Source organism: Cohnella luojiensis, assembly GCF_004564235.1.
GTDB classification, from domain to species: Bacteria; Bacillota; Bacilli; order Paenibacillales; family Paenibacillaceae; genus Cohnella; species Cohnella luojiensis.
This window is the reverse complement of record NZ_SOMN01000103.1, coordinates 1-1,162: the sequence shown is the minus strand read 5'-3', so window position 1 is coordinate 1,162 and position 1,162 is coordinate 1. Positions and strand designations below refer to the sequence as shown.

1 rRNA gene is annotated in these 1,162 nt (G+C 52.8%); it reads right to left on the bottom strand.

The features are described from left to right. A 23S ribosomal RNA gene (locus tag E2980_RS23910) occupies nt 1–1,161 on the bottom strand; the annotation flags it as partial. Nucleotide 1,162 lies beyond the last annotated feature (1 nt).

The window sequence follows — 1,162 nt, the reverse complement described above, 5'->3', positions numbered from 1 at the left end:
CACTCGACCAGTGAGCTATTACGCACTCTTTAAATGGTGGCTGCTTCTAAGCCAACATCCTGGTTGTCTTCGCAACTCCACATCCTTTCCCACTTAACACACACTTGGGGACCTTAGCTGATGATCTGGGCTCTTTCCCTCTTGACAACGGATCTTAGCACTCGCTGTCTGACTCCCGAGTATACATGCATGGCATTCGGAGTTTGACTGGACTTGGTAACCCTTGGCGGGCCCCGCACCCAATCAGTGCTCTACCTCCATGATGCTTTACCTCGAGGCTAGCCCTAAAGCTATTTCGGGGAGAACCAGCTATCTCCGAGTTCGATTGGAATTTCTCCCCTACCCCCACGTCATCCCAGAGCTTTTCAACGCTCACGAGTTCGGGCCTCCAGTGAGTGTTACCTCACCTTCACCCTGCACAGGGGTAGATCACACGGTTTCGGGTCTACGACCACGTACTTAAGCGCCCTATTCAGACTCGGTTTCCCTTCGGCTCCGCCTCATCAGCTTAACCTTGCACGTGAACGTAACTCGCCGGTTCATTCTACAAAAGGCACGCCATCACCCCTAGATCGGGCTCTGACTTCTTGTAAGCGCACGGTTTCAGGTTCTTTTTCACTCCGCTCCCGCGGTGCTTTTCACCTTTCCCTCACGGTACTGCTTCACTATCGGTCGCCAGGAAGTATTTAGCCTTGGCAGATGGTCCTGCCGGATTCCCACGGGGTTTCTCGTGTCCCGCGGTACTCGGGATCCGTCTCGGAGAGAGAAGACTTTCGGCTACAGGGTTGTTACCTTCTGTGACGGGCCTTTCCAGACCTCTTCGCCTAATCTTCTCTTTTCTTACTCCATGTGAGACGTCCCACAACCCCTAAGAGCAAGCTCTTAGGTTTGGGCTTCTCCGCTTTCGCTCGCCGCTACTGACGGAATCACTTTTGTTTTCTTTTCCTCAGGGTACTTAGATGTTTCAGTTCCCCTGGTGTGCCTCCAATGACCTATTTATTCAGTCAAGGGTAACTACCCATTACGGTAGCTGGGTTTCCCCATTCGGAAATCTCCGGATCAAAGCTCACTTACAGCTCCCCGAAGCATATCGCTGTTCGTCGCGTCCTTCTTCGGCTCCTGGCGCCTAGGCATCCTCCGTGCGCTCTTATTAGCTTAACCA